Source organism: Microbulbifer zhoushanensis, assembly GCF_021729055.1.
Classification (GTDB): domain Bacteria; phylum Pseudomonadota; class Gammaproteobacteria; order Pseudomonadales; family Cellvibrionaceae; genus Microbulbifer; species Microbulbifer zhoushanensis.
In genome coordinates this window covers 462,906-489,298 of sequence record NZ_JAJSAO010000005.1, presented here as the reverse complement: position 1 = coordinate 489,298, position 26,393 = coordinate 462,906, and the positions used below count along the sequence as shown (strand labels likewise).

Here is a 26,393-nt window from a genome sequence, read left to right as displayed (position 1 = left end):
TCCTGTCCCCGCGTCCACTCTCGACACCCATGCTGGCCACGGAGGTCATTGCCGGTCCCGGTCGGGCCCGGCACTATCTGGTGCTGGTTTCTAACGATGTTGCCCCATGACTGAATCCCCGCGCGAAATCACCCTGGAATTCGATCACAAGACCATTGCCGCCCGACGCTGGGGCGATCCCGATGGCGTGCCGGTGCTGGCCCTGCATGGCTGGCTCGACAACTGTGCAAGCTTTGACCGGCTGGCGCCGCTGCTGGGCGGGATCGACCTGGTGGCGATCGATATGGCCGGCCACGGGCAGAGCTACCATCGCTCCCGGGATGCCAATTACAACATCTGGGAGGAAGTGGAAGACGTGATCGGGGTGAGTGAGGCACTCGGCTGGCGCCGGTTCTCCCTGCTCGGCCATTCGCGCGGGGCGGTATCTTCCATGCTCACCGCCGGCACTTTCCCCAACCGCGTGGAGCGGCTGGCCCTTGTGGATGGGCTGGTGCCGCCGCCGGCCAGGGCGGAGGAGGCACCGGAGAATCTTGCCCGTGCCATCGCCCAGCGCGCCCGTTATGGCGCCGTGCGACCGCGGCAGTTCACCAGCCTGGCCGAGGCCACCGAGGCGCGCCGCAACGGTATGTTCAAGTTGAGCCGGGAAGCTGCCCGCGCCATCGTCGAGCGTGGCACGCGCGCCAGTGCTGACGGTTTCACCTGGAGCAGTGACCCGCGCCTCAAGGCCACTTCCACCGGCAAGCTCACCAGTGACCAGGTGCGCGCTTTCCTGGAGAGTATCCAGCAAGCGGAGATTCCCGTGCGGCTGGTGCTGGCAATGGATGGTATCGAGGGGATGCCCGAGAGGATGCGGCCACTGCTACAGCAGTTTCCCAATATTACCGTGCGCGAGATGCACGGCGGCCACCACCTGCATATGGAAGAGGGCGCGGAAGAAATCGCCGAGTGGTTCGGCCCCTTCCTGCGCGGCGAATGATCCCGCGCCTGTTCTGCCCCTGCGGTCCGTCCGGTTTTGCGATTCGGTAGGTTTGCTGAGGCTGCAGCGAGATAGTCCGTAGGGGCGAACCTTGTGTTCGCCCTCTCAAGCAAGGGGATTCCTTCCTGCCGTCCCGGGCGCACACAAGGTGCGCCCCTACGGTCCCGGCCGTTCGTCCGGTGTCACCATTTTTGTCATCCCGGATGCCGGCAAGGGGGATAGGGGATGATGTTTACACCGTGGGTGTCGTGGCGCCCGGGCGCATTCAGGGGCCGCCCTTAAATTTTTTCCTGTCGTCATTGCCACGAACTGTGTAGGGGCGCACCTTGTGTGCGCCCAGGGCTCGTCAGGATGCTTTTGCGTTGTCCGATCCGGTTTCGGGTTCTCGAGGTGGCCGGGGTTGGGCGAGGGGATGGGGGGCCACCCGGGCGCATACAAGGTGCGCCCCTACGGGCCTGGTTCGGGCAGGTACCCGTAGGAGCGGCCCCTGGCCGCGAGACCACAGGGTTGGATGGCTAGCAGGCGTCCCGGCTCAGAACGGCAGGCGCTTGGAATAGCAGCCCTGGTCCATCTCCCGCACCTCCACCGTGACCGCCGGCACACCGTCGGCGAACTGGCACAGGGCGTTGAAGACCGCGGAGCTGAGCTCTTCCCGCTCGCGCTCGCTGCGCCCATCCAGCAGGCGCACTTCCGCGTGGATAAAGCTGCCTCCCTTCTCCCCGGCGATAAAGTGCCGGTAGGGCAGCGCCCGGGTCTTGATGGTGTGGGGGGCGAACAGGCCGGAGCGGTTCATGGCCTCCTGCGCGGTGCTGACCAGTGCCGGGATGGAAATATGGTCTTCCAGCTTCTCAGCGTACTCGATCACCAGGTGGGGCATGGTTTCTCTCCGTGAATACTGGGGCCGCGCGATATCTCTGTGCGGCCCCCGTGGCACTCTTTACAGGTTCACTGCGCAGCGGTGAGCGCGGCAGCTCCATCGCCGCGCTTCCCTGCGCCGCGTTAACGCATTTTAGCGAATCAGGGACAGGAATTCGGTCCGGGTGGCCTGCTGGCTGCGGAAGGAACCCAGCATGGCGGAGGTCTTCATTACCGAATTCTGTTTCTCCACGCCGCGCATCATCATGCACATATGCTTGGCCTCGATGATCACGCCGACGCCGGCCGCGCCGGTGACATCCTGGATGGTCTCGGCGATCTCCACGGTGAGCTGTTCCTGGATCTGCAGGCGCCGGGCGAACATATCGACGATGCGCGCCACCTTGGACAGGCCCAGCACCTTGCCGTTGGGGATATAGGCCACGTGTGCCTTGCCGATAAACGGCAGCAGGTGGTGCTCGCACAGGGAGTAGAGCTCGATATCCTTGACCAGTACCATCTCACTGCAGTCGGAGGGGAAGATGGCCTCGTTGACGATATCGTCCAGCGATTGCTGGTAGCCCTGGGTCAGGTATTGCATCGCCTTGGCGGCGCGCTTGGGGGTGTCCTTCAGGCCCGGGCGTTGCGGATCTTCGCCGATTGCCTCAATAATTCGCGCGTAGTGTTCGTTCATCTGGTCCAGTTCCAATATCTCAGCCCGAGGGGCGGGTGCGCTACCCTAAGCTTTTGTCATGTTTGAGTAAAGAACCGCCGGGCGGCCAGGGATGTTTTACTCTGCGCCAGGGCCAGTGGATCATTGCCGGGGCGTAATTCCGCCCCGGCCCAGTCAGTAAAAAGGATAGAGTGAATGATCGAGAAGCGTGAGGCCTCCCTGCACGAGCTGCAGACCCTGCTGGACTTTGTGCGTTGGGGCGCCAGCCGATTCGGGGAAGCCGGTCTCTGGTTCGGCCACGGCACCGACAATGCCTGGGACGAGGCCCTGCTGCTGGTGATGCATACGCTGCACCTGCCCATGGACAGCAAGCCCGAGGTGCTGCAGGCGCGGTTGGCCATGGAGGAGCGCCGTGAGGTGATGGCGATTCTCGAGCGGCGCGTGCAGGAGCGCCTGCCGGCCCCCTACCTGACCCATGAAGCGCATTTCTGCGGTATGACCTTCTATGTGGACAGCCGCGTACTGGTGCCGCGCTCGCCCATCGGCGAGCTGATCCGCAGTGGCTTCGAGCCCTGGCTGCAGGTCGAGCCGCTGGCGATCCTCGACCTGTGCTGCGGCAGTGGCTGTATTGGTATTGCCTGCGCCGATGCCTTCCCGGAGGCGCGGGTCGACCTCAGCGATATCTCTTCCGGCGCGGTGGAAGTGGCGCAGGTCAATATCAACCGCCACCAGCTGAACGAGCGCGTGCGCGCCGTGCAGTCTGACCTGTTCGACGGGCTGGAGGGCTGCAGTTATGAGCTGATCGTGTGCAACCCGCCGTATGTGGATGCCCGCGACCTGGCGGAGATGCCGGCGGAATACCGCGCTGAACCGGAGATTGCCCTGGGCTCCGGCGACGACGGGCTGGATTTCACCCGTCGCCTGTTGCTGGAGGCGGCCGACCACCTGCAGCCGGACGGGTTGCTGGTGTGCGAGGTGGGCAACAGCTGGGAGGCGCTGGAGCGGGCCTTCCCCGGGGTGCCGTTTATGTGGCCGGAGTTCGCCGATGGCGGCCATGGCGTGTTCGTCATCAGCCGCGAGGACCTGCTGGCCTACCGCCCTCAGTTCGAGGCCAGCTGAGCCGCAGGGGATTGCGCACCGGCACAAGTCGGCGCAATCCTCTATAATGCCCCGCCTTTGCCCGATAAATGCACGTGGAATGCCCGGGCACCGAACAAATCACTGAAGACTGAGCGGAAGTCACGGAAGCGAATCTATGTCCGGCAATACCTTTGGCAAGCTGTTTTGTGTCACCTCCTTTGGCGAGAGCCACGGCCCGGCGCTGGGCTGTATCGTCGACGGCTGCCCGCCGGGGCTGGAGATCAGTGCCGAGGAGATCCAGCTGGAGCTGGACCGCCGCAAGCCGGGCACTTCCCGCTATACCACCCAGCGCCGCGAGGCGGATGCGGTGAAGATCCTGTCCGGCGTGTTCGAGGGCAAGACCACCGGCACGCCCATCGGCCTGCTGATCGAGAATACCGACCAGCGTTCCAAGGACTACTCCAATATCTCCGAACAGGTGCGTCCCGCCCACGCGGATTACACCTACTGGCAGAAATACGGCATCCGCGACTATCGTGGTGGCGGGCGTTCCTCTGCCCGGGAAACCGCCATGCGGGTGGCCGCCGGTGCCATCGCCAAGAAATGGCTGCGCCAGCAGTACGGTATCGAGGTGCGGGGCTACCTGTCCCAGCTGGGCCCGATCCGGGTGGAGAAGCTGGACTGGGAACAGGTGGGACAGAATCCCTTCTTCTGCCCGGACGCCGACAAGGTGCCGGAAATGGAGGAGTACATGCAGGCGCTGATCAAGGAGGGCAATTCCATCGGTGCGCGCATCTCGGTGCACGCCAGCGGCGTGCCCGCCGGGCTGGGGGAGCCGATCTTTGATCGCCTGGACGCGGACCTGGCCCATGCCCTGATGAGCATCAATGCGGTCAAGGGGGTGGAGATCGGGGCCGGCTTCGACAGCGTGGAGCAGAAGGGCACCGAACACCGCGACGAGATCACCCCGGAGGGTTTCCTGTCCAACAACGCCGGCGGCGTGCTGGGTGGCATAACCAGCGGCCAGGACCTGGTGGCCCATATCGCCCTCAAGCCTACCTCCAGCCTGCGGATTCCGGGCAAGAGTATCGATACGCACGGCAACCCGATCGAGGTGGTGACCAAGGGCCGCCACGATCCCTGCGTGGGTATCCGCGCGACACCGATCGCCGAGGCCATGACGGCACTGGTGCTGATCGACCACGTACTGCGCCAGCGGGCCCAGAACGGGGATGTGAACCCCGGCGTGGTAACGGTGGGCAGCCAGGCGTAACCGGGCCCGAGAGCACAGACCATCGGGCACAAAAAAGGCGGCCAGTTGGCCGCCTTTTTTCGTTTGCCCGCTGCCCGGTTACAGGTGCAGGTTCAGGCCGATATAAGGCCCGCTGATATCCAGGTTGCTCTCCAGTTCGTCCAGCTCCTGCAGGTCCAGGGTCATGCTGCGGTAACCGCCTTCGACGGCAAAGTCCAGGGCCGGCGCGAAATCCCAGCGCACCTTGGCAGTGATGTCCGTGTGGGAGTCACCGTTGTAGCCAGTGGCATTGCCCTGGGCAATCACGGACCAGCCGCTGAACGGCAGGTCGAAGCGGGCCATGCCGTAGGCCATCGGCAGTACGCCGGACAGCTCGATGTTCTCGGACTGGAAGGCGCTGTCCAGCTGCAGCTCGCCGCTGTACTGGCGAGCAGTGAAGCCGATGTCCAGGTTCACCCAGTTGTCGAGGATTTCATAGTAAAGGGTGGCATCGGTATGGGTCAGGTCGAGATTGGAGGAAACCTCGGTACCGGCGATGAAGGTTTCATCGCCAAACTCGACGAAGTCGCTCAACCGGGTTACGCCATCGGTCTCGATGCCGCTGTGGGACAGCATGATGTTGGGCACCAGGGGAATCGGGTGCTCCAGCGCCGCCTGCAGGAAGGTGACATTGTCCTCGGCCGGGCTGAATTCCTCGATATCGAAGTTGTCCTGGCCAACGTCGCCGCTGTAGGACGGCATCCACACGCCGGCAGTGGCGTCAAAGCCGAGGATGGTGTCGGCGCTGGCGGCGCCACTGGCTAGGGCCATGCAGATGGCCAGGCTGGTTTTTTTCATTGCTGCCTCCTTATTGGAATTGGCGCGCAGTTTACTATTTTTTTCCCCTTGCAAACGTGTCAAGGGCACATTTCTGGGCCAATCTGTGACCTTGCTCAATTTTTGCGCCGGTTATTCCTGCTTGTTCGTCGCGGCGGCCTGCAGCAACAGTTGCTGTAGCGCGCTGGCGGCATTGCTGAGGGTGCGTGCGCGATGGCTGATAACGCCCAGGTTGCGGAGGATATTCAGTTTGTCGACGGGTAACACCGCCAGGCTGTCGTCCACCAGGGTCTGCGGCAGCACGCTCCAGCCCAGGCCGACACCGGCCATCATCTTGATGGTCTCGAGGAAATTGGTGGCCAGCTTGGCGGTCAGTTTCAGGCCCTGGGCGTCGAACTCGCGCTTGATCAGGCGGCCAGTGTAGGTGTTCAGGTCCGGCAGGATGGCCGGGTAGCGGGCCAGGTCGGCCAGGTCCAGGGAGGGCAGTTGCGCCAGTGGATGCTCGGGCGCCGCCACCACCACGCAGGGGTCGGGCCAGATGACACGGGCTTCCAGGTTCGGGTATTCCTTCAGTGCCAGGGTGACCACCGCCAGCTCGTACTCGCCCGCCATCAGTGCCTCGTAGGCCTGCTCGGAATCGACAAAGTCGATATCCAGCGCCACGTCCGGGTAGCGGGTACTGAATGCCTTCAGAACCGGTGGCAGGTGGTGCAGCCCCACGTGGTGGCTGGTGGCGATACGCAGGCTGCCGGCCACCTCGCCACCCAGGGCCCGGAGTTCGCGTTCGGCATCACTGACCTCGTTGAGGATATGCCGTGCCCGCGGCAGCAGCGCGCGGCCGGCATCGGTCAGCTGCAGTCGCCGCCCGATGCGGTCGAACAGGGGGGTGCCCAGTTGCTGCTCCAGGGCCGCCAGGCGCTTGGAAACGGCGGGTTGGGTCAGGTGCAGCTCTGCGGCGGCCTCGGACACCGAGCCCTGCTCGGCGATGCTCAGGAAGGCTTTCAGCCACTGGATTTCCAAATTGCTTGCTCCACTCGTTGTGAATATCGATATCCCGGGCCGCAATGGCGTTCCCCAGAATCATTCCATATGCGACTTGTTCTTATAATAAATATAAATTGATGTTATGTAACGCCCCGCCTAGACTGCGCCAATCACAAGAAGAGGAGAGACGGCCATGGCCGGGCAGACGCTTTACGACAAACTCTGGCAGGACCACCTGGTCAAGAGCCGCGAAGACGGCACCGCACTGATCTATATCGACCGCCACCTGATCCACGAGGTGACGTCCCCGCAGGCATTTGAAGGCCTGCGGCTCGCCGGTCGCGGTCTCTGGCGCAAGGACTCCCTGGTGGCGACACCGGACCACAATGTGCCCTCCCACGCGGGTGAGCGCGCCGGGGGTGTTGCCGGTATTCGCGATGAAGTGTCGCGCATCCAGGTGCAGACCCTCGACGAGAACTGCAACGACTTCGAGGTGGTCCAGTTCGGCATCAACGAGCCGGGGCAGGGCATCGTCCATGTGATCGGGCCCGAGACCGGTGCCACCCTGCCGGGCATGACCGTGGTCTGCGGTGACTCCCATACCTCCACCCACGGTGCCCTGGGCGCGCTGGCCCATGGTATCGGCACCTCCGAGGTGGAGCATGTGATGGCCACCCAGTGCCTGATCCAGAAGAAAATGAAGAACATGCTGGTGTGCGTGGACGGCGAGCTGGGCCCGGGTGTCACTGCGAAAGACGTGGTGCTGGCCATTATCGGCAAGATCGGCACTGCCGGTGGCACCGGCTATGCCATCGAGTTTGGCGGCTCGGCGATCCGGGGCCTGTCGATGGAAGGTCGTATGACCATCTGCAACATGGCCATCGAGGCCGGTGCCCGCGCCGGCATGGTGGCGGTGGACCAGGTCACCCTGGACTATGTAAAGGACAAGCCCTACGCACCGAAAGGCGAGCAGTGGGATCGGGCGGTGGAAAACTGGAGCCGCCTGCATTCCGATGACGATGCCGTTTTCGATGCCGTGGTGGAGCTGGCGGCGGAAGAGATCGAGCCGCAGGTAAGCTGGGGTACCTCGCCGGAAATGGTGGCTTCGGTGAATGCGCGGGTCCCGGACCCGGCTGTCGAGGCGGACCAGACTCGCCGCGCGGGTATCGAGCGTGCGCTGGAATACATGGGCCTCAGTGCCGGCCAGGCGATTGGCGATATCCAGCTCGACCGCGTGTTTATCGGCTCCTGCACCAACTCCCGTATCGAGGACCTGCGGGCGGCGGCGGCGGTGGCGAAGGGCCGTCGCAAAGCCGACAGCGTCAAGCAGGTGCTGATTGTCCCGGGATCCCAGGCGGTCAAGGCGCAGGCAGAGAAAGAGGGGCTGCACGAAGTGTTTACCGCAGCAGGTTTTGAATGGCGCGAGCCCTCCTGTTCCATGTGCCTGGCGATGAATGCCGACAAGCTGGGCGCGGGTGAGCACTGCGCCTCCACCTCCAACCGCAATTTCGAGGGGCGCCAGGGTTACGGTGGCCGCACCCACCTGGTGAGCCCGGGCATGGCCGCGGCGGCGGCGATTGCCGGCCACTTTGTCGATGTGCGTGAGTTTGTAGCTGCAGGGGAGACTGCCTGATGAAAGCCTTTACCCAACACCAGGGCCTGGTCGCCCCCATGGACCGCGCCAACGTGGACACCGACCTGATCATTCCCAAGCAGTTTCTCAAGTCGATCAAGCGCACCGGCTTCGGCCCCAACCTGTTTGACGAACTGCGTTACCTGGACGAGGGCGCGCCGGGACAGGACTGCTCGAAGCGGCCGCTGAACCCGGAATTCCCGCTCAACTTCGAGCGCTACCAGGGCGCCTCGGTGCTGCTGGCGCGCAAGAATTTCGGCTGTGGTTCCAGCCGCGAACACGCCCCCTGGGCACTGGATGATTACGGTTTCCGCGCGGTGATTGCGCCGAGCTTTGCCGATATCTTTTTCAACAACTGCTTCAAGAACGGCCTGTTGCCGATCGTGCTGGATGAAGCGGTGGTGGAGCAGCTGTTCGAGGAAATGTACGCGCAGGAAGGCTACGCGCTGACCATCGACCTGGAAAAGCAGCAGGTGGTAAAGCCCGACGGCAGCGCCATCCCGTTCGAGGTGGATGAGTTTCGCAAGCACTGCCTGCTGAACGGCCTCGACGATATCGGCCTGACGCTGGAAGATGCGGATGCAATCCGCGCCTACGAGGAGAAGCGCCGCGAGCAGGCGCCGTGGCTGTTTGACGCAGTGAAGTAAAATCTTAAACCGCCGGACCGGCCGCGGTCGGAATGGCGAGGGAAAAGGGATGCCGCCGATGGTATCCCACACAAGAAAAGGCAGATTCGTGAGCAAGAACATCATGATCCTCCCGGGCGACGGTATCGGCCCGGAAATCACCGAACAGGCGGTGGCGGTGCTGGAAGCCGCAGACAAGAAATTCGGCCTGGGCCTGAACTTCAAGCGGGGCAAGATCGGCGGTGCCGCCATCGATGAATCCGGTGAGCCGCTCACCGACGCCACCCTGGACGAGGCCGGCGCGTGCGACGCTGTGCTGCTGGGTGCAGTGGGTGGACCCAAGTGGGATACCCTGGACCGCGAGATCCGCCCGGAAAAAGGCCTGCTGAAGATCCGCAGCCGCCTGGGCCTGTACGCCAACCTGCGCCCGGCCATCCTGTACCCGCAGCTGGCCGAGGCCTCGTCGCTGAAGCCGGAAGTGGTGTCCGGGCTGGATATCCTGATCGTGCGCGAACTGACCGGGGGTATCTATTTCGGTGAGCCGCGGGGTATTCGCCTGCTCGCGAACGGCGAGCAGCAGGGCTATAACACCTACGTCTACAGCGAGTCGGAAATCGAGCGCATCGGCCGCACTGCCTTCGAGGCGGCTCAGAAGCGCGGCGGCAAGCTCTGTTCAGTGGACAAGGCCAATGTGCTGGAAGTGACCGTGCTGTGGCGCGAGGTTATGGACCGGCTGGCGCCGGAGTACCCGGACGTGGAACTGACCCATATGTATGTCGACAATGCGGCCATGCAGCTGGTGCGTGCGCCCAAGCAGTTCGACGTGATGGTGACCGGCAATATGTTCGGTGACATCCTCTCGGATGCGGCGGCCATGCTTACCGGCTCCATCGGCATGCTGCCGTCGGCGTCCCTGAACGAGACCGGCTTCGGTCTCTACGAACCCTGCCACGGCTCGGCACCGGATATTGCCGGCCAGGGCATTGCCAACCCGCTGGCGACTATCCTGTCAGCGGCAATGATGCTGCGTTACTCGCTCGGAATGGGCGAGGCCGCAGACGCGATCGAACAGGCCGTGAGCAAGGTACTCGACGACGGACTGCGCACCGCTGATATCTACACTGAGGGAAGCAGGAAGGTATCCACCGCGGAAATGGGCGCAGCAGTGGTGGCCGCTTTCTAATTTCAATAACAAGGTCAATCCATCTTTACAGGAGCCTGGTCGCAGGCGAACCGGACACACAGGAATTACAGGATTATTGAAATGAAAAAAGTAGGTTTTATTGGCTGGCGCGGTATGGTCGGCTCCGTCCTTATGGGCCGTATGCTGGAAGAGAACGATTTCACCCATATCGCCGAGCCGGTATTTTTCTCCACCTCCAATGCCGGCGGCAAGGCGCCAAACATCGGTCGCGAAGTGGCCCCTCTGGGTGACGCCTTTGATATCGACGCGCTGGCGGAGCTGGATGCAATCGTCAGCTGCCAGGGCGGTGACTACACCAAGAAGGTCTACCCGCAGCTGCGTGACAAGGGCTGGGACGGTTACTGGATCGACGCCGCCTCCAGCCTGCGCATGGACGACGACGCCCTGATCGTACTGGACCCGGTTAACCGCGGCGTTATCGACCGCGGTATCGACGCAGGTGTAAAGAATTATATCGGCGGCAACTGCACTGTCAGCCTGATGCTGATGGGCCTCGGCGGCCTGTTCAGGGAAGGCCTGGTGGAGTGGGTTTCCGCCCAGACCTACCAGGCTGCCAGTGGCTCCGGCGCGAAGCACATGCGCGAGCTGATCTCCCAGATGGGGGCCATCCGCGACGGCGTTGCCAGCGAGCTGGCGGACCCGGCCAGCGCCATCCTGGAAATTGACCGCAAGGTGGCCGAGAGCATGCGTTCCAGCGCATTCCCCACCGCCGAGTTCGGCGCGCCGCTGGCGGGCAGCCTGCTGCCGTGGATCGATACGCAGATGGAGAGCGGCCAGAGCCGCGAGGAGTGGAAAGCCCAGGTCGAGGCCAACAAGATCCTCGGTACCGACAGCCCCGTGCCGGTGGACGGTACCTGCGTGCGTATCGGTTCCATGCGCTGCCACAGCCAGGCCTTCACCGTGAAGCTGAAGAAAGATGTTCCCATGGGCGACATCGAGCAGCTGATCGGCGGCGCCAATGACTGGGTCAATGTGGTACCCAATGAGCGCGAGGCTACCCTGGAGCAGCTGACCCCGACCGCAGTGACCGGCAAGCTGGATATCCCGGTGGGCCGCCTGCGCAAGCTGAGCATGGGCCCCGAGTACCTGAACGCCTTTACCGTGGGTGACCAGCTGCTGTGGGGCGCCGCCGAGCCGCTGCGCCGCGTGCTGCTGATCCTGTTGGGTAAGCTGTAAACAACCACTGCGCCGCCCGCCCGGGTGGCCAGTGATCCCGAAGGGTCGCCGTGGCATTTGACTGCCGCTGCGGCCCTTCGTAGTTTTAGGGGGAGCGCGCTGGCAATGGCGCTTGCTACCAGGAGAATCCCCAATGAAACGCGTTGCCAGGCTTGTCGCTTACTCCCTCGCAGTCATCTGTGCGATTTATGGCGCATTGATCGTCGTCAATTTACGCGATGTGCCGCCGGGGCCAGAGGCTGAGCGACTGCGTGCGCTGTTGGATGAGCGGCCGGAGATCGCCGATGCAGACAATGCGTTTGTGTTTGCCAGTGGTTTCGAGATAGCCCGCGGTTACTCACCGGTAGAATGGGGGCGCAAGCGGCTCAACTGGATTGCCGCCGCGGGCGAAAGAGGTGCCGCGGGTCCGGACCACCCACCCGGGGAGTATTATTCCCGGTCCCGTGATCGCGCTGCGGCCCACGCCGAGATCGCCCAGAGCCATATGGCGGCGATGACATCGCCGGATAGCGAGCTCGCCAGCTGGATAGACTCGGAGCGCTGGCTCCTGGAACGCTACCGGTTGCTGGTGGCATTACCTGCATGGCGGGGGGTGGTGCCCGAGAATGCATCGATCCCGTTCGTGCCGTTCCAGTCGATAATGGACGGACAGAAAATGCTGATGTCGGAGGCCCGCTTGGCTGCCGGCCGGGGCGATGCCGCGCGGGTACGGGCCATGCTGCAGCAGGACCTTCGTTTCTGGCGTTTGCTGTTGGGCGAATCGGACCTGCTGATTACCAAGATGATCGCCGCCGCTGCGATCCGCCGGCATTTTGAGTCCGGGAACGTGGTGCTGGCACGCCTGGCCCGGGCCGGTGGGGCTGGCGGTGAGGGGGTTCCCGAAAGCTGGCGTGACCCGTTCGGCGACAGTGAACTTTCCATGTCGCGGGTGATGGCTGGCGAGTGGCGGTATGGATCAAACTTGATCACATTGATGCTCAGTGAGCGGGACCTGGCGGATCCCCTGAAGTTACTTGCCCGCCCACTGTTCCAGGTGCAGGACTCGATGAATCGCCATGCGCGGAAGGTGGTGGCCTGGATCGATTACCTGGATGTCCCCCTGTCCCAGTTACCGGGGCGGGTGGCGGCAGGGCCGCTGGAATTGGCGGGGGACGATGGCCTCCGGGCCTATAACCTGACGGGCTGGCTGCTCGAGCATGACTGGGGCTACCCCAACTACACCGATTACCGGGTTCGCGTCGCGGATCTGGAGGGTGCGCGGCGTGCGGTACTCCGGGCGACCTACCTGCGTGATGGCAATGCTGTCCGGGTACCGGGGCTGCGTGACCCCTACACCGGTGCCGCATTGACCGAGGCCGGGGGAGCGGTGGAGTTCGTTGGCCTGGCAGGGGGAGACCGGGGCCGGTTCCGCTTTCCTATCTGAGTCATCCTGTATCCGCGGGCCGCCAGGGATTGCATCGCCGGACCTGCTTCACTGGTCACAGAAAAGCCAATCGGTATAATCGCGGCCTCTCTCAGTGCAATCCATTTCTGGAAGTAAATCCAATGTCCGAGCAAGCCGCAGAAACCGACCGCGAACTGGTAATCGTCGGGGTGGATAACGCCGCCTTCTCTCCACTGCTGGAAATCCTCGAGGAACGCAAGACGGTGCTGCCCGAGCAGCTGCGCCTGCTCGACGAGGAGGACAGCGAGGTGGATCCGCAGGTTTTCGCCAACCGCAACATCACCGTACAGTCGCTGGAGCAGTTTGCCTTCGGCCCGCAGCAGGTGGTGCTGCTGCTCAAGGGCGGTGCCGCCGGGCAGGCGGCGCTGGCTGCGGCAGAAGACGCCGGGGCCTGGGTGCTGGATGCCTCCGACAATACCCGCGGCGACGAGAGTGTGGCGGTGGTGCACCCGCTGCTCAATGCCAATGCCATTGCCGGCGCGGAACGCCATGTACTGGCGCTGCCGGCCGCCGGCGCGGCCATGGTGGCCGAGGCACTGCTGCCACTGCGGGATCGTGTACAGGCGGTGGAAGTACAGCTCAACCAGCCGGTGTCCGCGCTGGGCAAGGCGGCGGTCGATTCCATGGCGGCGCAGACCGCTCGCATGTTCAACGCGCAGGATGTGGAGATTGATCCGGAAGTCGGCCAGCGGCTGGCGTTCAACCAGCTGAGTTCCAGCGATGCCCTGCTGGAAAGTGGCCACAGCCTGCGGGAGCTGGCGCTGGTACACGACCTGCGGCGCCTGCTGGGTGAGGATATTGCGGTGGATGCCTGTATCAATACCGCATCGGTTTTCCACGGGCAGCTGGCCAACCTGCGGGTGGTGCTGAAGGAAGAGGCGGACCTGGACCAGCTGCGTGCACTGCTGCGCAACGGCACCGGCCTGAAACTGGAGGAGCGGCCTTCGGCACAGGATTCCGTCGGCGGTGATATCACCCTGGTGGGACGGCTGCGGCAGAGCCTGCTCAGCCGGCGGCAGATTAATTTTTGTGCAGCATCCGACAATTTGCGCAAAGACCTGGCAATCAATTGTGTACAGATTGTCCAGTTGTTGCTAAAAAACCACTGATATTTAATACTTAGCCGTTATAGTGAAGGTGTATTCTCAACATTGCTTTGCTTGGGGGTGGCGATTTAATCGCCAGCGGTGAGAGGCAGTCGAAGCGGCAGCCGCTTCATTGGATATTTACTGTACAGTAAACCGGCGTCGAGCGGAATTTACCCGCTGGCGGGCCGGTGATTCTAACAATAAAGGGAATCGGATATGCGTGTGCGAAAGCTGGCGCTTGCTGTGGGTATGGTCAGCGCACTGAGTGGCAACGCGGCTCTGGCGCTCGGCCTGGGTGAAATCAAACTGAATTCGACGCTCAATGAGCCTCTCGAAGCGCAGATTGCACTACTGCAGACTCGCGGTCTCGCCGATGGCGAGATCAAGGTACGCCTGGCCAACCCCGATGATTTCGAGCGGGCCGGCGTCGACCGCACTTACCTGCTTACCGATCTCAAGTTCGAAGTCGATCACTCCGGTGGCCAACCGGTAATCCGGGTTTCCAGTAACCGCCCGATTCGCGAACCCTTCCTGAACTTCCTGGTGGAAACCCGCTGGCCCAGCGGCAGGCTGCTGCGGGAGTACACACTGCTGATGGACCTGCCGGCTTTCTCCAGCAGCGCCGCACAACAACCCGTGCGCGCCGCCGAGCGCGAGCGCCAGCAGGTGCGTCGCCAGCCCGCAGCCCCGCAACCCGCGCCCGCACCACAGCAGCGTCCCCGGGTTGAGGAGCAGGCCCCGCGGCCGACCCGCGAGGCCCCAGCGGAGCCCCGTCCCGAGCCTGAGCCCCAGTCCCAGCCCCAGCAGCCTGCGGCCGAGGAGCCGATGGAGCTCGAGCGGCAGTCGAGCGGAGCTGAGACCGGCGGCAGCCAGGTCTACGGCCCGGTGGCCGCCAACCAGACCCTGTGGGAAATCGCCCGTGATTCCCGCACCCATGGCGATGTCTCGGTGCAGCAGACCATGCTGGCAATCCAGCGCCTCAATCCAGAAGCGTTTATCGATGGCAATATCAACCTGCTGAAAAAAGGCGCGGTCCTGCGGTTGCCGGAAGTGGCTGAAGTGCGCGCGGTCTCCCGCGGTGACGCAGTGTCGCAGGTGGCATCGCAGAACGATGCCTGGCGCCAGCGTATCGGTGCTGCCGAAGAGGCCACCGGCGCACCGCTGGACGCGCGTGCGGCGAGCGATGATGCCGGTAGCAGCGACACCGTCGAGGGTCGCGTGAGCCTGGCCGCGCCGGGTGACAACGAGTCTGTGCAGTCCGGTTCCGGCAGCGGCGCCGAAGACAGTGCGGCACTGCAGGGTGAACTCGCGGTCAGCGAGGAAGAGCTGGACAAGTCCCAGCTCGAAAATGAAGAACTGAAAGAGCGCATCTCCGAGCTCGACGAGCAGATCGACACCATGGAACGCCTGGTGGAGGTCTCCAACGAGGAGATGGCTGCGGTGCAGGCCGCCGCCGGGGAGTCCGCTGGGGACGCTACTGCGGCGACGGAGTCTGATGGTGTAGAGGCTACCGGTGAGGAGCTGGCAGCCGGGGAAACCACAGGTGACGTTGCCGCCAGCGAGGCCGGGGAAACCGAAGCCGAGCCGGAGGAGGCCGCGCAACCGGAGGATGCCCGCAATCGCGTGGTCAGCGTGCAGACCAAGCCGGAGCCGACCCTGGTTGAGCGCCTGATGGAAAACATCCAGCTGATCGGTATCGGTGCCGGCGTTCTCCTGCTGGGTATCGTCGGTTTCGTCAGCTGGCGTCGCCGCAAGGAAGAAGAGGAGGCCATGCGCCAGGTGGAGGCGGAGATGGCGGCCGAGCGCTCCCTCGCCGACGCACCGGAAATCGACGAGAAAGATGAAAGCCTGGCCGCGGTGGAGTCCTTCGAGACCCAGGATAACTTCGACATGGACCAGTTCGACGATGTCGATACCGGTGATCCCGTGTCCGAGGCCGAGATCCACCTGTCACTGGGCCAGTACGGCGATGCCGAGGGCAAGCTGGTGGCGGGCCTGCAGCAGGACCCGAACAATGTCGATGCCCGCCTGATGCTGCTGGAGGTCTACGCGCACCAGCAGGATATCGGCAAATTTGACGATCACTACCGCCAGCTGTTGAGCGTCAGCGATGGCCCCGCCGCCGACCGTGCCGCGCGCCTGCGTGAGAGCATCGACGGCGCCGGCCCCTTCGAGGGGCCCGAGGATGGCTTTACCAGTGAGTCCCTGGAAGCGATGCAGCTCGACGATATGAGCTCCTCATTCGACGGCGACTTCAACAGTGATTTTGGCAGCGCCGAAAGCTCCGGCGGCCAGGAGTCTGGCGGCAGCGACCTGCTGGACGACCTGACCATGGATCTGGGCGATGACAGTGATTTCGCCAGCGGGCCCGATGCCGGCGGCGACGAGGACTTCTCCCTCGACCTGGACCTGGGCGACGACTTCAGCAGTGACAAGGCTGGCAGTGGTGCAGGTGAGAGCGACGATAGCTTTGATTTCGACGACCTGATGTCGGCGGACCTGGGTTCCGGCGATGCCGGGCAGGATGCAGCGGCTGAACAGGAATCCCTGGATTCCCTGTCGCTCGACCTGGACGATGATTTCAGCAGTGCCGATACCACTGCCGGCAGCGATGAATTTGGCAGCGCCGAAATCGCCGGGCAGGACGCGGGCCAGGAAGACGGTGGCCTGGATTTCGACCTCGACCTGTCCCCGATGGAGGAGAGCGAGGAAGCCGGTTCAGGTGACCTGGAGTTTGGCTCCACCTCCTCTGGCGCACCTGCGGCAGGCGATACTGCGGGTGACGATTTCGGAACCCTGGAGTTCGAGAGCCCCTCCACCGACACTGCAAGTGCGGACACAGGTGCTGACCTGTCCACCGAATCCGCTGCTGCCGACGACCTGTCCCTGGACGACCTGGAGGGGTTCGGTGACGACATGGGTTCCGGCCTGGACCTGGACTCCATCGACCTGGACGAGTTCGATGGCGAGCTCTCCGCCGGCGCCGACAACGCGGCGAGTGCGGGCAGTGAAGCTGCAAGCACTGGGGAAGCCTCTACACTCGCATTGGAGCCGGAAGTCGAGACGGCCGGCAGTGGTGCAGCTGCGTCCGCGGCGGGTGCTGAAAGCGGCAGTGCCGGATTCGGCGACCTGAATTTCGACCTGGAAGGCGACCTGGACTCGGAACTCAACCTGCTGGAAGGCAGTGACGAGCTGAGCACCAAGCTGGAGCTGGCCCAGGCGTATGTCGACATGGGCGACAAGGATGGTGCCAGGGATATCCTCGCAGAGGTGGCCGAGGAGGGCGGTGACGAGTACAAGTCGCGGGCCCGCGAGATGCTGGAGCGCCTCTCTTAAGCCGCTGCCAGCGAGGCAAAACCCCGCACTGGCTGCGGGGTTTTTTTATGGCATTTTTTTACCGATTGCAGGCCAGAGCCAATGCCTTCCGAGTACCAGTACAAGCCCAATGGCGAAGTGCCCCCCGGCGAGCAGCTGCCCGCGGGCCTGCGGCGTATCGCCGTGGGCGTGGAATACTGCGGCGCCCACCTGCACGGATTCCAGAAGCAGAAATCCGCCGCTGCCACCGTGCAGGCCTACCTGGAAAAAGCCCTGTCGGCGATCGCGGCCGAACCGGTGACGCTGGTCTGCGCCGGGCGCACCGATGCCGGCGTTCACGCCACCAACCAGGTGATTCACTTCGATACCGCGGCGATCCGGCCCGCGCGCGCCTGGGTCCAGGGCGTGAACACCAAGTTGCCGGATGCGGTGCGGGTACGCTGGGCGCAGGAAGTGCCGCCGCAGTTCCATGCGCGTTTCTCCGCGCGCGCGCGCAGCTATCGCTACCTGATCCACAGTGCGCCGACACGCTCGGCCCAGGCCGCGGCCGAGGTCACCTGGACCCAGCACCCGCTGGACCTCGAAGCCATGCGCACCGGCGCCCGGTACCTGCTGGGGCGGCACGATTTCAACAGTTTTCGCGCCAGCCAGTGCCAGGCCAAGAGCCCGGTACGGGAAGTCACCCGGCTGGACCTGGCCAGGGTGGGGCAGCTGATCGTCATTGAAATCAGCGCCAACGCCTTCCTGCACCATATGGTGCGCAATATCACCGGCGTGCTGATGGCGGTGGGGCGGGGCGAGCGGCCGCCGGAATGGGTGGGCGAAGTGCTGGCGGCGCGGGACCGCACCGCCGGCGGCGTTACCGCGCCGCCGTTTGGACTCTACCTGGTGGACGTGCAGTACCCGGCGGAGTTCGGCCTGCCGGCCAGCGAACCCGGTCCAATGCTGGTGCCGCTGCCCCTGGGCGGCCTGGTTTCCGGCTAGTGGCCGCCGGGGCCGCGTTTCGCGGCCGGTGCCGATCTGCTAACATCGCTTCCTCCCTATTTTTTGAACCACCGGTCGGTTGCGTAACGCGATGCAAGTGAAAGTGTGCGGGATTACCCGCGCGGACGATGCGGAGATGGTTGCCCGGGCGGGTGCGGATGCCCTGGGGCTGGTCTTTTACGAGCGCAGCCCGCGCCATGTTACCGCGCCGCAGGCGGTCTCCATTGCGGCGGTGGTACCGCCGTTCCTTACCCTGGTGGGCCTGTTCGTCAACGCCAGTGCCGATGAAGTGAACCAGGTGCTGGCCAGGGTGCCCCTCAACCTGCTGCAGTTCCACGGCGATGAGACCGCAGACTACTGTGAGCAATTCGGTCGTCCGTATATCAAGGCCCTGCGTATGAAAGACGACCTGGATGTTGTGGCCGCCATGGCCGGGCATCCCGGTGCGCGGGGATTCCTGCTGGACGCCTACCGTCCCGGGGTGCCCGGTGGCACGGGCGAGTCCTTCGACTGGCAGCGGGTGCCACAGGACAGTGGCCAGCAGATTGTCCTCGCCGGTGGACTGACACCGGATAATGTGGCCACGGCCATCCGCACTGCGCGCCCCCAGGGCGTGGACGTGAGCGGCGGCGTCGAGTCGGCGCCGGGCATCAAGGATGCCGACAGGGTTTACACCTTTATCACCGCGGCGCGGCAGGCGTTAAACGATTGAGCGGTCCTTCCGGCAAAGCCATTTGCGGGACCAGCGGTAACAGGAGCAGTGAGAGTGAGCGATAAGAAGTCGGTGGATTATTCAGCCTTTCCGGATGCGCAGGGGCATTTCGGTCCCTTTGGTGGCCGTTTCGTGTCCGAGACACTGATCGGTGCCCTGGATGAACTGCGGGAGATGTACAACAGCCTGAAGGATGACCCGGAATTCCGGGCGGCCTTCGACTACGACCTGGCGCACTATGTGGGCCGGCCTTCGCCGCTGTACCTGGCCGAGCGCCTGACCGCCGAGGCGGGCGGCGCGCGAATCTGGCTCAAGCGCGAGGACCTGAACCACACCGGCGCCCACAAGGTGAACAACACCGTGGGCCAGGCGCTGCTGGCCAAGCACAGCGGCAAGCGCCGCGTGATCGCCGAGACCGGCGCCGGCCAGCACGGCGTGGCCACCGCCACGGTAGCGGCGCGGCTGGGTCTGGAGTGTGCGGTGTATATGGGTGCGGAGGATGTGAAACGCCAGTCCCCCAATGTCTACCGCATGAAGCTGCTGGGTGCCGAGGTGATCCCGGTGGAATCGGGCTCCAAGACCCTGAAGGATGCGATGAACGAGGCCATGCGGGACTGGGTCACCAACGTCGATGACACCTTCTATATCATCGGCACCGTGGCCGGCCCGCACCCGTACCCGCAGCTGGTGCGTGATTTCAATTCGGTGATCGGCCGCGAGGCGCGCGCCCAGAGCCTGGAGGAGTTCGGCCAGTTGCCGGACGCGCTGGTGGCCTGTGTGGGCGGTGGCTCCAACGCCATCGGCCTGTTCCACCCGTTCCTGAACGACAGTGACGTGAAAATGTATGGTGTCGAGGCCGGTGGCGAAGGCCTGGCCAGTGGTCGCCATGCGGCCCCGCTGAACGATGGTGTGCCGGGGATCCTGCACGGCAACCGCACCTACCTGATGGAGGATGACGACGGCCAGATTATCGAGACGCACTCGGTTTCCGCCGGCCTCGATTACCCGGGGGTAGGGCCCGAGCACGCCTGGCTGAAAGATATCGGCCGCGTGGACTATGTGGTGGCGGATGACCAGGAGGCGCTCAATGCCTTCCGCATGCTGACCCGCAAGGAGGGTATCCTGCCGGCGCTGGAGTCCAGCCACGCGGTGGCCTATGCCCTCAAGCTGGCCGCCGGTATGTCGCCGGAGCAGAACATTGTCGTGAACCTGTCCGGGCGCGGCGACAAGGATATTTTCACCGTGGCCGCTATCGACGGCATCGAGGTCTAGGGACCTGTGCGGCGCGGGCCGCGAAAAGAATTGCAGAAGTGGCGCCGCGATGGCGCGGATCAACAGGAATTGAGCGAGTGACACAAGACAACCGAATCGACCGCCGTTTTGCCCGCCTGCGGGAAGAGGGCCGCAAGGCCCTGGTGACCTACCTGGTGGCGGGTGACGGCGGCCCGGAAAACACCGTGCCGCTGATGCACCAGCTGGTGGCCTCGGGCGCCGACCTGATCGAGCTGGGGGTGCCTTTCTCGGATCCCATGGCCGAGGGCCCGGTAATCCAGCGCGGGCACGAGCGCGCCCTTGAGTACAAGACCTCCCTGCGCAAGTGCCTGGAGATGGTGCGGGAATTCCGCCGGGAAGACAGCGACACACCCGTGATCCTGATGGGTTATGCCAACCCGATCGAGAAAATGGGCGCGGAGCCGTTTGCCGACGCGGCGCTGGATGCCGGTGTCGACGGCGCCCTGACGGTGGACCTGCCGGCGGAAGAGGCGGGCCCCCTGAGCGAAATGCTGAGCGCGCGCAACCTGCGCAATATCTTCCTGCTGACCCCCACCACCAGCGAGGAGCGTATTCGTGCGATCACCGGCCTGGCCAGCGGGTTTATTTACTATGTATCGCTGAAGGGCGTCACCGGGGCGGGCAACCTGGACCCGGAAGCGGTGCGTGAGAACCTCGAGCATATCCGCGGCTTCACCGACCTGCCGCTGTGTGTGGGTTTCGGTATCCGCGACGGCGCCTCTGCCCGTGCGGTCAGCGAGGCCGGCGACGGTGCCGTGGTGGGCAGTGTGCTCGTGTCGGCCATCGGCGAGGCAGCCGACGGTACGGCAGCTCGGGATGCCGTGGCACAGCTGGTGGGAGGGATTCGCCGGGCGCTGGACGCCTGACCCCCGGGTGGGCGAGGCGAACTGTGACAGAGGTTTGCACATCGCCCGGCAGTTGTGACCGGCTGGCCAGAAAGCCCCTGTGGGCGGCTGAACTGGCTGCACCCGGAAATGGTGTTAGTGTTTTAATTCTCGTCCTCAAAGCCACCGGCCAAGGACATGACTTTGGCCCTCAGAAGCATCGGGATTTGGAAACAAAATGAGCTGGTTAGAAAAAATCGTTCCTGCGGTCATTCGCACCGAGCGCCGTCCCGGCGCCAGCAAGGTCCCGGAGGGAGTGTGGAAAAAGTGCGTCAAGTGCGACGCCATGCTCTACCGGCCGGAGCTCGAGCGCAACCTGGATGTATGTCCGAAGTGCGACCACCATATGCGTATCGGCGCAAGGCGCCGGCTGGACATCTTCCTGGATGAGGAGGGGCGCGAGGAGCTGGCTACCGACGTGGTGCCCGTGGATCGCCTCAAGTTCAAGGATGTAAAGAAATACAAGGACCGCCTGACCCAGGCGCAGAAGAATACCGGCGAAAAGGATGCCCTGATCGCCATGCGCGGTACCCTGGAGGGCAAGCCTGTGGTGGCGGTGGCCTTTGAGTTCGCCTTCCACGGTGGCTCCATGGGCTACGTGGTGGGTGAGCGCTTCACCCGTGCTGCCCAGCTGGCGTTGGAAGAGCGCATCCCGCTGGTGTGTTTCTCGGCTACCGGCGGTGCCCGGATGCAGGAGGCCCTGATCTCGCTGATGCAGATGGCCAAGACCTCCGCCGTGCTGGAAAAAATGAAAATGGCCGGCGTGCCCTATATCTCGGTGATGACAGATCCGGTATATGGTGGTGTGTCCGCCTCCCTGGCCCTGCTGGGCGATATCAATGCCGCCGAGCCTGGCGCGCGGGCGGGTTTTGCCGGGCCCAATATCATTGAGCAGACCATCCGCCAGAAGCTGCCCAAGGGCTTCCAGCGTGCCGAGTTCCTGCTCGATCACGGCGCGATCGACATGATCATTCCCCGCAACGACATGCGGACCACCCTCGCGCGCCTGCTGGGCAAGCTGTCCGGCGCCTGATCCTGATCCCGCGGGTGCGTCCGGTCGCACCCGCGTTCTCCCTCCCTGGCCCTTTCCCTGTTACCGTCGCCGCTCTCGCGGCATACTGGGCCCGGCAATATCGTTACGGGGTTTCCCATGAGTGAACTGCAATCCTGGCTCGAGCGGCTGGAACGGCTGCACCCGACCGAAATTGAACTGGGCCTCACCCGGGTCGCCGCTGTGGCCCGGGAACTGGGTGTGGAGAAGCCGGCGCCGCGGGTGATCTCTGTAGCCGGTACCAACGGCAAGGGTTCCTGCGTGGCGACCCTCGAGGCGCTGTTGCTGGCCGGCAACCGGCGCACCGGGGCCTACAGCTCACCGCACCTGCTGCGATTCAATGAGCGGGTGCGCATCGACGGCCGCGAGGCGACCGACGCGGAGCTGGTCGAGGCTTTTGAGCAGGTGGAGGCCGCCCGCGGGGACACCAGCCTGACCTATTTCGAATTCACCACACTGGCGGCCCTGTGGCTGTTCCAGCGCGCCGGGGTCGACGTCGCCCTGCTCGAAGTAGGGCTGGGTGGCCGCCTGGATGCGGTGAACCTGGTGGATGCAGACCTGGCCGTCATCACCAGCGTGGCAGTGGACCACGAGGCCTGGCTGGGCAGCGACCGGGAGGTAATTGGCCGCGAGAAGGCCGGTATCCTGCGCCCCGGCAGCCCCTTTGTCTGTGCCGACCCGGAGCCGCCGCTGTCGGTAGTTTCCGCGGGTGCCAGCATGGGGGCCGAAGGCTACTTCCTGGGCTCCGAATACCACCTCGACGATGACTGCTTCCGCTTCGGTGAGCGGGAGATTCGCATACCTGCGGATATTGCGCTGCCGCGCCCCAGTATTGCTGCCGCGCTGGCGGCGCTACTGGTGCTGGACGCCATGCCGGCGGTGGCGGATGAGGAAGTGACCGGTATCCTGGCCGGCCTGCAGCTGCCCGGCCGCTGCCAGCGCCTGCGGTGGCGGGGCCGGGAACTGTTGCTGGACGTGGGCCACAACCCGGCAGCCGCGGCCTACCTGGCCCGATGGCTGGCGGAGCACCCGGTGGCGGGCCAGACCCGGGCGCTGGTGGCGGCAATGGCCGACAAGGACCTGGTGGGCCTGTTTGCGCCGCTGGCGCAGGTGGTGGACGCCTGGTGCCCGTCCCTGCTGCCGGGCAATGACCGGGCCGCCGGCTGCGAGGCGCTGCTGGCGGGGCTGGAAGCGGCCGGGGTGCCTTCCGCGCGGGTCAGTGCCGACTGCCCCGCCGTGGCGGCGGCAATGGACCGCCTGGTCGCCGATACCGGGAGCGATGACAGGTTGCTTGTTTTCGGTTCTTTCTTTACCGTTGCAGAAGTTTTACAACACGTACGAGATGACATCGATGGCGAGTCGTGATCGCGCCCCGGGTAAGCGGGGGCGCCTGGACGATGGCTTCAAGCAGCGTATCGTGGGCGCGCTGGTATTGGCTGCGCTCGCGGTGATATTCCTGCCGTCCCTCTTCGATCGCGAGGGGGCGCGCTATATCGATGTCACCAGCCAGATCCCGCCGGCCCCGGATATCCAGCCGATCCGGATCGCCGAGCCCGAGCCAGTGGCCGATGCCGCCCCGGCACCGCATCCCGATGACGCATTCCAGCCCGCCCTGGCCAGTGAACCCGCTGAGCCCGAGCCGGCCCCGGCGGAGCCCGCCGCCGAAGCGGACCAGCAGGCACAGCCGGGGAAGGTGGCCGATGCACCGGTGCTGGATGCCCGCGGCCTGCCAGTGGCCTGGGTGGTGCAGGTAGCTTCCTACAGTCGCGGTGACCGGGCCGAATCCCTCCGCAACCGCCTGATGGACGAGGGTTACAAGGCTTTTACCCGCGAAGTGAGCACGGACAGGGGGCGCTATACCCGCGTGTTCGTGGGTCCCAAAACCAGCAAGGCCGATGCCGGTGTGGTCAAGCGGGAGCTGGACCAGCTGCTGGACGTGCAGACGCTGGTGCTGCGCTTCAAGGCATGATGCGGGACCACGCGGTCAGCATTGTGAAATCCCATTGCCAAATGCCATATACATTGGGCTGCAGCTCCTAATGATCCATGCTTTTGCGAACAGCTTCACGCGCCGGGTCCGGTAAGTTAGAATGCGCGCTTCTCGCGGCAGCTGCCGAGGCAGGTAGGTTGAATGAATTGGGCTGACTGGACCATCCTGGCTATCGTGGCCATTTCCACGCTGATTGGTCTCAGCCGGGGATTCGTACGCGAAATCCTCTCCCTGCTCACCTGGGTTGCCGCCTTTGTGATCGCCATGATGTTCCGCGATGAGCTCGCCCCACTACTCTCTATGGTAGATACCCCTTCCCTGCGGGCGATAGCAGCCTTTGCCATCCTGTTCCTGTTCACGCTGCTGGCCGGTGCCGGCCTGAATATGACGCTGTCGGCTTTTGTCGAGGCCACCGGCCTGTCGGGGACCGACCGCACCCTGGGAATGGTTTTCGGCCTGCTGCGGGGCACCATCATCGTGCTGGCACTGCTGATACTGGCACCGGCGCTGATTCCGGTGGAGGGGGACACCTGGTGGCAGGAGTCGACGCTGATTCCCCATTTCCTCGAGTTTGAGGATCACGCACGGCGGGCCGCCGAGGCGATCCAGGACTTTTTTGTAGAATTGTTTTAACCGGGCGGCGCAGCTGCCCCAAGACGACCAGTAGGGCTAAGACTATGTGTGGTATTGTCGGTATCGTCGGTAAGAGTGACGTCAACCTGCAGTTGTACGATGCACTCACCCTGTTGCAGCATCGCGGCCAGGACGCAGCCGGCATCATGACCTGTGACAAGGACCGCCTGAACCAGCAGAAGGCCAATGGGCTGGTGCGGGATGTGTTCCGCGCGCGGCATATGCAGCGCCTCACCGGCAACTTCGGCATCGGCCATGTGCGGTACCCCACCGCCGGCAGCTCCGGGCCGGCCCTGGCCCAGCCGTTCTACGTCAACTCCCCCTACGGCATTGCCATGGCCCACAATGGCAACCTGACCAACGTCCGCGACGTGGTGGAAGAGATCTACCTGCAGGACCTGCGCCACATCAATACCGATTCCGATTCCGAAGTGCTGCTCAACGTGTTCGCCCACGAGCTGCACAAGCAGCACAAGCTGCAGCCCAAGGCCGAGGACATCTTCACGGCCATGCGCGCGGTCAACAAGCGCGTCCGTGGCGGCTACGCCTGTGTGGCGATGATCGTCGGCTACGGCATCGTCGCATTCCGCGACCCGCACGGTATCCGCCCGCTGGTGTACGGCAAGCGCGAGACCGACAAGGGCACCGAGTACATGGTGGCCTCCGAATCCGTGGCGCTGGACGTGGGCGGCTACACCCTGGTGCGGGATGTGGCACCGGGAGAGGCCATTTACATCGAGCTGGACGGCACCGTGCACTCGGAGATCTGTGCCGACAACACCTCGCTCAATCCCTGTATCTTCGAGCACGTGTACTTTGCCCGTCCCGATTCCATCATGGATGGTGTGTCCGTACACAAGGCGCGCCTGCGCCAGGGTGAACACCTGGCTGAGAAGATCCTGCGCGAGCGCCCCGACCACGATATCGACGTGGTGATCCCGATCCCGGACTCCGCCCGTACCGCCGGGCAGACTGTCGCCCATAACCTGGGGGTGAAATTCCGCGAGGGGATGGTGAAGAACCGCTATATCGGTCGCACGTTCATCATGCCGGGCCAGAAGCAGCGTAAAAAATCCGTACGCCAGAAGCTCAATGCCATCGAGCTGGAATTTCGCGGCAAGAATGTGTTGTTGGTGGACGACTCCATCGTGCGCGGCACCACCTGCAAGCAGATTATCCAGATGGCCCGTGAGGCGGGCGCCGCCAAGGTTTACTTCGCCTCCGCCGCGCCGGCAGTGAAGTACCCGAATGTCTACGGCATCGATATGCCCTCCGCCCAGGAGCTGGTGGCCCACGGTCGCACCACTGAGGAAATCTGCGAGGAGATCGGTGCTGACTGGCTGATCTACCAGGACCTGGAGGACCTGGTGGAGTGTTCGGCCGAGGGCAACGACAAGATCGACGAGTTCGATTGCTCGGTGTTCAACGGCGACTACATCACCGGCGATGTCGACGATGATTACCTGGAGCAGCTGCACGCTTCCCGCAACGACGAGGCGAAGAACGAGAAGGGCAACCAGAGCGCACTCTGAACCGGCTGCTTGCAGCCGGAACCTGGTAGGAGCGGCCGCTGGCCGCGAAAACACCGGGGCAATTGCCAGCTTCGTATCTCCTCCTCCCCTGGCCCGGCGCAGTCCGGGCCAGTCTCTTCCGCCTTCCTCGTGCCCAAGCCGCCCTTACCGGGGATTGGCAGTTTATTATTCTGCCGCCATCGTTCATCATTG

General features: G+C 64.1%; 23 protein-coding genes. 19 read left to right on the top strand and 4 right to left on the bottom strand.

Annotation, left to right across the window (positions count from 1 at the left end):
- Window positions 1–106 precede the first annotated feature (106 nt).
- Window positions 107–976: an alpha/beta fold hydrolase gene (locus LVD10_RS13010; protein ID WP_237063914.1), complete on the top strand. Its 870-nt coding sequence runs from the start codon at window positions 107–109 to the stop codon at window positions 974–976.
- 532 nt (window positions 977–1,508) lie between these two features.
- On the opposite strand, the gene LVD10_RS13005 is transcribed toward LVD10_RS13010, so the two are convergent.
- Complete coding sequence (locus tag LVD10_RS13005; RefSeq protein ID WP_232941446.1) at window positions 1,509–1,853, bottom strand: 5-carboxymethyl-2-hydroxymuconate Delta-isomerase; 345 nt, start codon at window positions 1,851–1,853, stop codon at window positions 1,509–1,511.
- A gap of 132 nt (window positions 1,854–1,985) precedes the next feature.
- Window positions 1,986–2,525: a GTP cyclohydrolase I FolE gene (gene folE, locus LVD10_RS13000; protein WP_232941447.1), complete on the bottom strand. Its 540-nt coding sequence runs from the start codon at window positions 2,523–2,525 to the stop codon at window positions 1,986–1,988.
- A 174-nt stretch (window positions 2,526–2,699) separates the two neighbouring features.
- Here folE and prmB point away from each other — a divergent pair, with 174 nt between their 5' ends.
- Together prmB and aroC are read left to right on the top strand one after the other, a co-directional pair.
- Window positions 2,700–3,623 (top strand): 50S ribosomal protein L3 N(5)-glutamine methyltransferase, encoded by a 924-nt coding sequence (prmB, locus tag LVD10_RS12995; protein ID WP_232941448.1) that lies wholly within the window; start codon window positions 2,700–2,702, stop codon window positions 3,621–3,623.
- Between the two features lie 136 nt (window positions 3,624–3,759).
- Window positions 3,760–4,857 carry a chorismate synthase gene (gene aroC, locus LVD10_RS12990; protein ID WP_232941449.1) on the top strand — a complete coding sequence of 366 codons (1,098 nt, stop codon included), beginning with the start codon at window positions 3,760–3,762 and terminating at the stop codon, window positions 4,855–4,857.
- 78 nt (window positions 4,858–4,935) lie between these two features.
- Here the strand turns inward: aroC and LVD10_RS12985 are convergent, their stop codons facing one another.
- Both LVD10_RS12985 and LVD10_RS12980 read right to left on the bottom strand, forming a co-directional pair.
- Window positions 4,936–5,673 (bottom strand): TIGR04219 family outer membrane beta-barrel protein, encoded by a 738-nt coding sequence (locus LVD10_RS12985; RefSeq protein ID WP_232941450.1) that lies wholly within the window; start codon window positions 5,671–5,673, stop codon window positions 4,936–4,938.
- Between the two features lie 111 nt (window positions 5,674–5,784).
- Complete coding sequence (locus LVD10_RS12980) at window positions 5,785–6,672, bottom strand: LysR family transcriptional regulator (protein WP_232941451.1); 888 nt, start codon at window positions 6,670–6,672, stop codon at window positions 5,785–5,787.
- A gap of 157 nt (window positions 6,673–6,829) precedes the next feature.
- On the opposite strand from LVD10_RS12980, the gene leuC reads away from it, so the two are divergent.
- The 16 genes from leuC (at window position 6,830) to purF (ending at window position 26,201) form a co-directional block, all read left to right on the top strand.
- Complete coding sequence (gene leuC / locus LVD10_RS12975; RefSeq protein ID WP_237063912.1) at window positions 6,830–8,269, top strand: 3-isopropylmalate dehydratase large subunit; 1,440 nt, start codon at window positions 6,830–6,832, stop codon at window positions 8,267–8,269.
- Window positions 8,269–8,916: a 3-isopropylmalate dehydratase small subunit gene (leuD, locus tag LVD10_RS12970; RefSeq protein WP_237063910.1), complete on the top strand. Its 648-nt coding sequence runs from the start codon at window positions 8,269–8,271 to the stop codon at window positions 8,914–8,916. Before leuC ends, leuD begins: the two co-directional genes overlap by 1 nt.
- A gap of 88 nt (window positions 8,917–9,004) precedes the next feature.
- A complete protein-coding gene (leuB, locus tag LVD10_RS12965; protein ID WP_237063908.1) occupies window positions 9,005–10,078 on the top strand; it encodes a 3-isopropylmalate dehydrogenase in 1,074 nt (357 codons plus the stop codon).
- Window positions 10,079–10,159: 81 nt separating this feature from the next.
- Window positions 10,160–11,275 (top strand): aspartate-semialdehyde dehydrogenase, encoded by a 1,116-nt coding sequence (gene asd / locus LVD10_RS12960; RefSeq protein WP_232941455.1) that lies wholly within the window; start codon window positions 10,160–10,162, stop codon window positions 11,273–11,275.
- 133 nt (window positions 11,276–11,408) lie between these two features.
- Complete coding sequence (locus LVD10_RS12955) at window positions 11,409–12,698, top strand: hypothetical protein (RefSeq protein ID WP_232941456.1); 1,290 nt, start codon at window positions 11,409–11,411, stop codon at window positions 12,696–12,698.
- Between the two features lie 122 nt (window positions 12,699–12,820).
- On the top strand, window positions 12,821–13,828 hold the full coding sequence (locus LVD10_RS12950) for an Asd/ArgC dimerization domain-containing protein (protein ID WP_232941457.1): 1,008 nt from the start codon (window positions 12,821–12,823) through the stop codon (window positions 13,826–13,828).
- 195 nt (window positions 13,829–14,023) lie between these two features.
- Complete coding sequence (locus LVD10_RS12945) at window positions 14,024–17,143, top strand: FimV/HubP family polar landmark protein (protein WP_237063906.1); 3,120 nt, start codon at window positions 14,024–14,026, stop codon at window positions 17,141–17,143.
- A gap of 81 nt (window positions 17,144–17,224) precedes the next feature.
- Complete coding sequence (gene truA / locus LVD10_RS12940) at window positions 17,225–18,106, top strand: tRNA pseudouridine(38-40) synthase TruA (protein ID WP_232941459.1); 882 nt, start codon at window positions 17,225–17,227, stop codon at window positions 18,104–18,106.
- A 91-nt stretch (window positions 18,107–18,197) separates the two neighbouring features.
- Entirely contained in the window at window positions 18,198–18,818 is a 621-nt protein-coding gene (locus LVD10_RS12935) for a phosphoribosylanthranilate isomerase (protein ID WP_232941460.1), read from the top strand.
- Between the two features lie 54 nt (window positions 18,819–18,872).
- Complete coding sequence (gene trpB, locus LVD10_RS12930) at window positions 18,873–20,090, top strand: tryptophan synthase subunit beta (RefSeq protein ID WP_370636692.1); 1,218 nt, start codon at window positions 18,873–18,875, stop codon at window positions 20,088–20,090.
- A 77-nt stretch (window positions 20,091–20,167) separates the two neighbouring features.
- The gene (gene trpA, locus LVD10_RS12925) at window positions 20,168–20,977 is read left to right on the top strand and encodes a tryptophan synthase subunit alpha (protein ID WP_237063904.1); all 810 of its coding nucleotides are present in this window, start codon (window positions 20,168–20,170) and stop codon (window positions 20,975–20,977) included.
- Window positions 20,978–21,173: 196 nt separating this feature from the next.
- Window positions 21,174–22,028 (top strand): acetyl-CoA carboxylase, carboxyltransferase subunit beta, encoded by an 855-nt coding sequence (gene accD, locus LVD10_RS12920; RefSeq protein ID WP_232941463.1) that lies wholly within the window; start codon window positions 21,174–21,176, stop codon window positions 22,026–22,028.
- Between the two features lie 117 nt (window positions 22,029–22,145).
- Entirely contained in the window at window positions 22,146–23,411 is a 1,266-nt protein-coding gene (gene folC, locus LVD10_RS12915; protein WP_237063902.1) for a bifunctional tetrahydrofolate synthase/dihydrofolate synthase, read from the top strand.
- A complete protein-coding gene (locus tag LVD10_RS12910) occupies window positions 23,398–24,015 on the top strand; it encodes an SPOR domain-containing protein (RefSeq protein ID WP_232941465.1) in 618 nt (205 codons plus the stop codon). Before folC ends, LVD10_RS12910 begins: the two co-directional genes overlap by 14 nt.
- Before the next feature lie 162 nt (window positions 24,016–24,177).
- Window positions 24,178–24,669, top strand: a complete 492-nt coding sequence (locus LVD10_RS12905) for a CvpA family protein (RefSeq protein ID WP_232941466.1) — start codon at window positions 24,178–24,180, stop codon at window positions 24,667–24,669.
- A gap of 44 nt (window positions 24,670–24,713) precedes the next feature.
- Entirely contained in the window at window positions 24,714–26,201 is a 1,488-nt protein-coding gene (purF, locus tag LVD10_RS12900; RefSeq protein ID WP_232941467.1) for an amidophosphoribosyltransferase, read from the top strand.
- Window positions 26,202–26,393: the final 192 nt, after the last annotated feature.